At 44.3% G+C, this 8359-nt stretch carries 10 protein-coding genes; 6 read left to right on the forward strand and 4 right to left on the reverse strand.

Annotated features, from left to right (window positions below):
- Positions 1–400 (forward strand): hypothetical protein (locus OEX01_08850; protein MDH5449088.1); only part of this gene is annotated, 400 nt, incomplete at its 5' end.
- Between the two features lie 32 nt (positions 401–432).
- Here the strand turns inward: OEX01_08850 and OEX01_08855 are convergent.
- Together OEX01_08855 and OEX01_08860 are read right to left on the reverse strand one after the other, a co-directional pair.
- Complete coding sequence (locus tag OEX01_08855; protein ID MDH5449089.1) at positions 433–726, reverse strand: hypothetical protein; 294 nt, start codon at positions 724–726, stop codon at positions 433–435.
- Positions 727–741: 15 nt separating this feature from the next.
- Positions 742–876 carry a hypothetical protein gene (locus OEX01_08860; GenBank protein ID MDH5449090.1) on the reverse strand — a complete coding sequence of 45 codons (135 nt, stop codon included), beginning with the start codon at positions 874–876 and terminating at the stop codon, positions 742–744.
- Positions 877–1155: 279 nt separating this feature from the next.
- Here OEX01_08860 and OEX01_08865 point away from each other — a divergent pair, with 279 nt between their 5' ends.
- From OEX01_08865 to mch, 5 genes are read left to right on the forward strand one after another with little or no spacing between them, the layout of a single operon-like run.
- On the forward strand, positions 1156–1554 hold the full coding sequence (locus tag OEX01_08865) for a molybdopterin dinucleotide-binding protein (GenBank protein MDH5449091.1): 399 nt from the start codon (positions 1156–1158) through the stop codon (positions 1552–1554).
- Between the two features lie 2 nt (positions 1555–1556).
- Positions 1557–2993, forward strand: a complete 1437-nt coding sequence (locus OEX01_08870; GenBank protein MDH5449092.1) for a formylmethanofuran dehydrogenase subunit B — start codon at positions 1557–1559, stop codon at positions 2991–2993.
- A gap of 16 nt (positions 2994–3009) precedes the next feature.
- Entirely contained in the window at positions 3010–4701 is a 1692-nt protein-coding gene (locus OEX01_08875; GenBank protein MDH5449093.1) for a formylmethanofuran dehydrogenase subunit A, read from the forward strand.
- Positions 4702–4704: 3 nt separating this feature from the next.
- Positions 4705–5526 carry a formylmethanofuran dehydrogenase subunit C gene (locus OEX01_08880; GenBank protein ID MDH5449094.1) on the forward strand — a complete coding sequence of 274 codons (822 nt, stop codon included), beginning with the start codon at positions 4705–4707 and terminating at the stop codon, positions 5524–5526.
- 49 nt (positions 5527–5575) lie between these two features.
- Complete coding sequence (gene mch / locus OEX01_08885) at positions 5576–6541, forward strand: methenyltetrahydromethanopterin cyclohydrolase (protein ID MDH5449095.1); 966 nt, start codon at positions 5576–5578, stop codon at positions 6539–6541.
- A 117-nt stretch (positions 6542–6658) separates the two neighbouring features.
- Here the strand turns inward: mch and OEX01_08890 are convergent, their stop codons facing one another.
- Positions 6659–7348, reverse strand: coding sequence for a Zn-ribbon domain-containing OB-fold protein (locus tag OEX01_08890; GenBank protein MDH5449096.1), 690 nt, complete (start codon positions 7346–7348; stop codon positions 6659–6661).
- A 4-nt stretch (positions 7349–7352) separates the two neighbouring features.
- Positions 7353–8359 (reverse strand): thiolase domain-containing protein (locus tag OEX01_08895; GenBank protein MDH5449097.1); only part of this gene is annotated, 1007 nt, incomplete at its 5' end.

The raw sequence follows: 8359 nt of genomic DNA on the forward strand, positions 1-8359 counted from the left end.
GTACTCGTTTGGCTTCACAGTAGGCAGTCTCGGGCTTCTTTCTCTTATTGGAATACCTGTAGGAAAGGCTCTAACAGGCTTTACAACTGGTCTGCTTTACAAAGGACTAAAAATAAGCAAGAGTTCACGACCTTCCACTTTCACAGTTCCCATTGTGCTTATATCATTCATTCCTGAGTGTTTGTTCACAGTTTTCTATTTTCTTTATCTAGTCTTTTACTTCTATGGCTTTGCCATGGCGTTCATGTTGCCCATCGTTATCCCCAAAGCTTGGATCGAAATTATACTGATAAGCTTTCTTATGGGCGCCCTAGTAGGAAACGTCGGCTTCAAAGATTTTGTTTCGAGATTTCTTTCTTCCTCAACACGCTCAATAAACAAGGTAGCCAAGCAAAATTAACAATTATCAATAGCATTCTTATTATAATCGCATCATTTTGAAAGTATTGCTTTAATCTTCTCCCGTATTTCTTCTGATTTCCCTCGGATCATCTTGAATAACTCTTTAAACTCTTCGTCTTTAGGGTATCTTTTATATGCTCCATACATGCAAAAGCCCAAACCCTCAAGTAAGTCGCCTACAACAACACCGCACAGAAAGTCTCTCTTCGATTTCACAAGATTAAGAAATTTCTTGTCCATCAATCGATAGTAAGTATTTTCAAGAGTTCCCTGAAGTAACTTGTCAAGAGCTTCTTCTAACGCCTTTTCTAATTTCTGTTCCATTGAACCATCGCACTGTTAGTCGAATTTTTCTCTGACAATCATTTTGCGAAATCTTTTGAGATGGTTGCAGTCCGACCTTAGACGTTTAAGTTCTTTAGCCTCCATCTGAAGCTTAGCAACTTTCAAACGAACTTCTTCAACTTTGCCCATTTTAACTCAAACGTGCGATATCTTTCTACCTTAAAATCCATTATGAAACGAAAATCAATATTCAAAATAAGCAAATCCAAGTAACCACATTAATCACCAAAAAATCAAACCCACTCAACAAACCTCCATACACAGCCTCTATTAGGAGCATACAAAAGAGAGTCTAATCAAAGCAGCAAACACCCACATCGATGAGATAAACAGCTTAATAATGGAAAACTCCTTAAGAAACGTCTCAACATTTTAACCACCAGAGAACAATAGAAACAGTGGAAAATAATGTCAAAGATTGAAGTCACGCTTGTAACTGGAAGAACAATAGACCAAGGCACCAGCAAAGAACACGGCAAACTCTCGGATGAGTATCGCGAAAACGTAGCCATCTGTGAAATAGATCTTCATGACTTAAAAGAACTAACTGTCAAAGAGAATTCTAACATAAGAGTATCAACAAAACACGGATCAGTGATTGTGAAAGTAAAAGAGTCTAAAAGAGCGCCTCATCCAAAAATTGCTTACATGCCCTACGGACTTTGGGCAAACATAATAGTCGACCCTCGAACACACGGAACAGGCATGCCGTCTTTCAAAGGAATCCCAGCGGAAATACAACCTGCCCCAACAGAGAAAGTTCCAAGCATACCGCAACTTCTGAAACAAACCTTCAGGAAAGAATAACAATGCCAGTTATTAAAAGCGTGACTTGTCCAGTCTGTGGAACCCTCTGCGACGACCTCGAAGTAACAGTGGAGAAAAACGTAATAACAGACATCAAAAACGCATGTGCAATTAGCGAAGCAAAATTCATAAACTTTTCCAGCCCTAAGCATCGAAACCTAGAACCCCTCGTGAGAAAAGAGGGAGAATTGACCGAAGTCTCTTTTGACGAGGCGGTGAAGAAAAGCGCTCAAATCCTCGTCGATGCATCTTACCCAGTCCTCTACGGTTGGAGCTGCACAAGCTGCGAAGCAATTCGGGTAGGGGTAGAATTAGCCGAAGAAGTTGGGGGGGTCATAGACAACACTTCCACCGTTTGCCACGGTCCCTCAATACTCGGCATCCAAGACGTCGGCATACCAACATGCACCTTAGGCCAAATACGCCACCGCGCCGACCTAATCATTTATTGGGCAAGCGACCCCTACAGCGCCCACCCACGCCACATGGAACGTTACACAGCCTTTTCAGATGGGCGCTTCCAAAAAAGTGAATGGGAGCATTATGTTACACGTCTACGAGGCATACTAGGCAAGAAAAGACTCAACAGAGCTTCAGAGTTGGTGTTGATGGAGGAAGTTTCGTTGCCGGCTATCGTGGGGCAAAAACTGCCACCAAAATTCGAGACACAAAAGCGAAAGCTAATTGTTGTAGATGTCCGAGAAACTCGTTCCGCAGAACTTGCCGATTTCTTCGTTCAAGTCGAACCTAACAAAGATTTTGAACTCCTTCAAGCTCTCCGCTTGCTGGTGAAAGATGAAGAACTTGAAGTCGATGAGGTTGCCGGCGTGTCCGTTGAACTGCTCGAAGACGTAGCGGATGCAATGGTTGGATGCGATTTTGGCGTCTTGTTCTTCGGAGTGGGGTTAACTATGAGTTCTGGAAAACTGCAGAACATTGATGCTGCAATTGCTTTGACACGAGACTTAAATTACCGCACAAAGTTCGTCATCATGCCGATGCGAGGACATTTCAATGTCGCTGGTGCAAACGTTGTTTCCACTTGGCAGACAGGTTATCCCTTTGCCGTAGATTTTTCACAAGGTTATCCACGTTACAATCCAGGTGAGACGTCTGTTGTAGACATACTATGCCGCGATGAAGCTGATGCAGGTTTGATTGTTGCATCCGATCCGGTTTCCAATTTTCCAAGAGAAGCAGCTCGGAATTTGGTGAAAAATCCCCTAATTGCCATTGACCCTGTGATTTCTCCAACAACCATGATGGCAGACGTCGTGTTTCCATCCACTTTTGTGGGAGTTGAGGCTGAGGGAACAGCATACCGCATGGACCGCGTTCCGTTACCTTTGAAAAAATTGGTAGAACCCCCAAGAACATGTTTGTCCGACGAAGAGATTTTGCGAAGAATCTTGCGTCAAATTAGACGCATAAAGCGGTAAAGGGAAAAAGCGTAGAATGAAAGGACTCTTGATCAAGGGTGGCTTTGTCTACGACCCGTTAAACAACATTGACGGAGAAAAAATGGACATTGCTGTTTATGGCGGCAAGATTGTAGAGAGATTAGAAAATGCTAAAGTAATCGATGCGTCTGGAATGGTCGTGATGCCAGGCGGTGTAGATATGCACTCACACATTGCAGGCGCCAAAGTAAACACAGGCCGATTGTTACGGCCGGAGGACCATTATAAAGATGTGGAATCTAAAACTGCTCTAACACGTTCAGGAGTTGGCTATTCTATTCCCTCAACCTTCACAACAGGCTATCGTTACTCGAGAATGGGCTGGACTACCGTAATGGATCCAGCGATGCCTCCACTAAAAGCTAAACATACACATGAGGAACTGAATGACACACCAATGATAGACAAAGGGTCGTATCCTCTTTTAGGCAGCAACTGGTTTGTGTTGGAATATTTGAGGGCAAAAGAGTATGAGGAATGCGCCGCTTATGTAGCTTGGATGGTGAATGCAACCAAAGGATACGCCATCAAAATTGTTAACCCTGGAGGATTAGAGGCGTGGGGCTTTGGTAGAAATGTCCGCAACATTGATGACCCTGTACCAAACTTCGACATAACTCCACGCGAAATCGTTCGCGGCTTGTGCAAAGTAAATAAGCTCCTCAACCTGCCCCACACAATACATGTACACACAAATAATCTGGGAAAACCTGGCAACTATCTCACAGCCTTAGAAACTATGGAATGTGTTGAAGACTTAGCGACAGATGGAAAACCAACCATTCACTTAACCCATTGCCAGTTTAGTGCCTTTGCAGGCAAAGATTGGCGCACTCTCAAATCTGCTTCAGAGGAAATTGCCAAATACGTAAATTCTCACAGCCACGTTACCCTAGACATGGGGCAAATCATTTTTACAAACACGACGACGATGACTGCAGACGGCCCATTCCAATTTATCCTTTATCGGCTCACTGGCAACAAGTGGGTAAACAACGACGTAGAGGTTGAAACCAGCTCAGGAATAGTGCCGTTCAGTTACAAACGAAAAAGTTACGTCCACGCAATTCAGTGGACAATAGGGTTAGAACTCACCCTTCAAATAAAAGATCCATGGAAAATATTCCTAACAACAGATCACCCCAACGCCGGTCCCTTTACGGCATATCCAAAGATTATCGCATGGCTCATGAGCCGAAAAGCCAGAGATACAGTTATGAAGAAAATAAGTAAAAGAGCAAGACGTAAAGCCCTGCTCCCTGCAATAGATAGAGAATACACACTCTACGAAATTGCAATAGCTACTAGAGCTGGACAAGCTAAGGCTTTAGGTTTAAAAAACAAGGGACACTTAGGGATTGGGGCAGACGCAGACGTAGCCATCTACGATTTGGATCCAGACAAAATGAATTTAGCAAAGCATCCAATGGCTATTAGACGTGCCTTCAAGAACGCTGTCTACACCATAAAAGACGGGGAAGTTGTAGTGAAAAACGGTGAAGTTGTAAAATCTGTTAGTGGGAAAACATACTGGGTTAATGTAAAGGCTTCTCCGAGCCTTATTGAGATTGAACCCGAGCTTCAGAAAGTCTTCGAGGAGTACTATACAATTAAATATGAAAACTATTCTGTGCCTGAGCATCACCTGGCAGCCGCAACCCCAATCTCAGTACAAGCAAAGGTGTAAAAAATGGCTGTAATGTTGCATCTAAAAAAGGAGTTAAGAGTACCGATTAATGCAGAATGTATTTCTCCAAACGTTTTTGCCGGAAAGTCACTAAGTAAAATTGCGGAACTTCAGTTTTGGGAGGGAAACCGCAAACGCTCACTAGGAGATGTTTTTGAGGTAGAAGGAAATTGCAGAAAAACGCCCAGCGAAGTAACAATCCATCTTGTTGGAAATCTCTCCAAAGCTCAAAGAATATGTGCAGGTATGACTGAGGGCGAAGTAAGGATTCAAGGCGATGTTGGAATGCATCTTGGCGAAGAGATGAAAGGCGGAAAAATCACGGTAGAAGGCAATGCTGGCTCTTGGGTTGGTTCTGCAATGAAGGGTGGGGTGATCGAAGTGAGAAAAAATGCAGGCGACTATATTGGCGCGGCCTATAGAGGAAGCACAAAAGGTATGCAAGGCGGAACCATAATTATACATGGGAACGCTGGAGCTGAAGTTGGCTGCTACATGAGGAAAGGTTTCATTAAAGTCTACGGTGACATAGACCAGTTTGTGGGCATCCGCATGAGAAACGGAACTATAATTGTCAAAGGAAACACGAAAGAAAGAGCAGGAGCATTTATGAAAGGCGGAAAAATAATCTTATGTAACCACGTCGCATCTATTTTACCCACATTCACAATTGACAACATAAAAAGCAAAGCAAAGGCAGAGGGAGAAGAAATCAAAGAACCTTTTTACCTGTTTATCGGCGACCTTGCTGAGCATGGAAACGGAAAACTCTACGTGTCAAAAAACAAGAACGAACATCTGAAAGGCTACGAAGAACTACTCTGATAGAACACTCCGTTCAATTTATATTTAATTCAAAAGGAATTACCCACACGTGCTGAGCGTAAACCAAAAAGCCTATGAATTAGTGCAGAAGTTGTGCACGGCATCTGAAGAATACCTTGTCTCAGTTAAAAAAACCAAATTAGGTACAACATTAATTGACGCTGGAATACATGCAAAAGGAGGTTTCAACGCGGGCAGAATGATCACAGAAATTTGCATGGGCGGCCTTGCCAAAGCACGAATATTTCCAAAACGCTATGGCAATTCCGAACTTCCATCAATATTCGTCCATACCGATCAGCCCGCCGTAGCCACGTTAGGTTCTCAATTTGCAGGGTGGCAAATAAAAAAAGGCAGTTTCTTTGCAATTGGGTCTGGTCCTGCTCGTGCATTAGCTTTGAAGCCTCGCGACATCTATGACAAGATAAAATATGAGGATAAATCAGGTGTTGCGGTGATGGTTCTGGAAGCCTCTAAAGAACCGCCAAGGGTCCTTCTTGAAGAGCTTTCTTTTGAATGCAAAGTTTCGCCTAACAAGCTATACATTATTCTGGTTTCCACAACAAGCGTGGCAGGTTCGACGCAGGTTTCGGGGAGAATTGTGGAAACAGGCGTACATAAGCTGTCTAAGTTGGGAGTTGCCCCATTATCTATCAAGTATGCGTGGGGATGTGCACCCATTGCTCCTGTTCACCCAAAATTAGCAGAAGCTATGGGAAAAACGAACGACGCAATTCTTTACGGCGGAGTTGCCTATTACGCCTTAAAGCACAAGGATGACGATGAACTAAAAGCTCTCTTGGAAAAAGCTCCTTCTTCGGCATCTAAGCATTATGGCAAGCCTTTTAGGGAAATCTTTAGAGAAGCTAACTATGACTTCTATCAAATTGATTCAAGTCTTTTTGCACCAGCAATGTTTATTGTAAACAACATTGTGACAGGTAGTGTTTTTCAGGTTGGTGAGGTCAATGTGGGTGTGCTTAGGAAGTCGTTTGGTTTGGCTGGGTTTGGGTGAGGGTTTGTTTGTGTTCTCGGCGCAGAAGATGGACCGTTCTATTTAGTTCCTAATAGGGTTGGCTTTTTTTGGGTTGGTTAAAAGGGGGAGTGTGGTTTGTGGTGAGGCTGTTTTGGGTTACTTGGAGCCGAATTTTCTTCGGACCCATTCTCTTGTGAGTTCCATGTCTGCTCTGAAACGTTTTAGTTCTTCTTCGGTTCTTTTTGGGCCTCTGGGTTCTTCTGCGGGGGTTCCGTAGACGTCTAGCAGGTCGCCTTTCGGTTTCTCGGCTATGTGAATGTTTACTTTGAGATCGATGTTTACTTTTTCGGGGTCGATGTCTTTCATTAGCATGGGCAAGCATGTGTTTGTTCCTTCAATTCTCACCATCGCCCCGACAAGGGGTTGCATGTGTGCCAGTGCGGGCCATGCGATTGCCATGATTGTGTAAGAATGTACTGTGCCTCTTTTTGGAAGTTCGATCCATTCTGTTTCTTGTAGTCTGCATTTAGGGTTGAAGCAGTGCGCTCTCGGTGGACAATAGGTGAGTCCACATTTTGGGCATTTGGTTCCCAACAGTCTTCCTTCTAGCAGTCCTTCGAAGAATTTTGAGACTTTGCCGTAGCTGTGATGGAACATGTTAGCGTGGGGTCTATGCGCGATCATGAATTTTTGAGGAGTTAGTTCGTTGAGGCTTGGCCCATCTTCCAATTCGATTATTTTGTAGCCTTCGGGTCTCCAGCCGCCTTTGCGAACCCATTCGTCCCACCACTTTTTGTCATATTCTACTTCTTTTACGATTTTTTCTGGTTCAGGTTGTTTTGGCATGTCATTACACCTCCAAAATTGTGACTCCTGCTTGGCATCCTGTGCCGCCGTGTCCTTGTATCAGTCCTCTTTTCGGGTTACTCAATTGTCTTCCTGGTGCGCCCCATTTCTTGCCGATTTGTTGGCTTAGTTGCCAGTAAACGTCTACTACTTGGGCGATTGACGTAGCTCCAACTGCGTGTCCTTGAGCTGTTAAGGCTCCGCTTAGTTGACAGGGGAGTTCTCCGTGAGGTTCAATCACGCCTTCTCTGATCATCGTCTTTCCTTCGCCTCTCTTACAGAAATCCATGTCTTCAAGTCCAGCTATCACGACGCCGGCGTAAGGGTCGAATATTTCGACGAAGTCAATCTCGCGTCGTGGGTCTTTTATTCCAGCGTCTTTGTATGCCATTCTTGCGGCTACTTTGAATGAGCCGAAGTTGACCAAGTCTGGATAGGGCGACATTGGACGGGGTATGTTGTCTGGCCAAGTGTTTTCTTCTTCGGGAAATAGTCCTTTCCATGCTGGGTTGTCTGGGCGGTCTCCGGGTCTCATTGTATCCGTTCCAAAGCCTACACCAGTTATCCATATCGGCGTGTCTGTGAGCTTCCTAGCTGTTTCTTCGTCTGCCAAAAGAAGTGAGGAAGCACCTTCACTGGTCATGGCACACTCGAGAAGCCTATATGGGTAGGAGATCAATCTGGATTTGTAAACGTCTTCGACAGAGATTTTGCTGGAACCATGTCGGGCTAACCACTGCGAATAGGGATTGTCAAGCGCATTGTTGTGGTTCAAAACCGCTACTTCAGCCAAGTCTTCTTCGGTGTCTCCAAAGACGTGCATTCGTCGAGCTTCTAGTGTTGCATAGAACGCATTGTAAGTGAAACCTGATACGAAGTCCCAATCGGTGTCTCCGGCGATTGCTATGGCTTCGTTTATTTTCTGGATGTGAAGCTCGTTCATTTTTTCCCATCCAGAGACGAGAACCATCTTGAACTTGCCTGATCGTATCCATAGTGCTGCGTTTATGA

This window comes from Candidatus Bathyarchaeota archaeon, from assembly GCA_029882535.1.
GTDB lineage: Archaea > Thermoproteota > Bathyarchaeia > Bathyarchaeales > SOJC01 > JAOUKM01.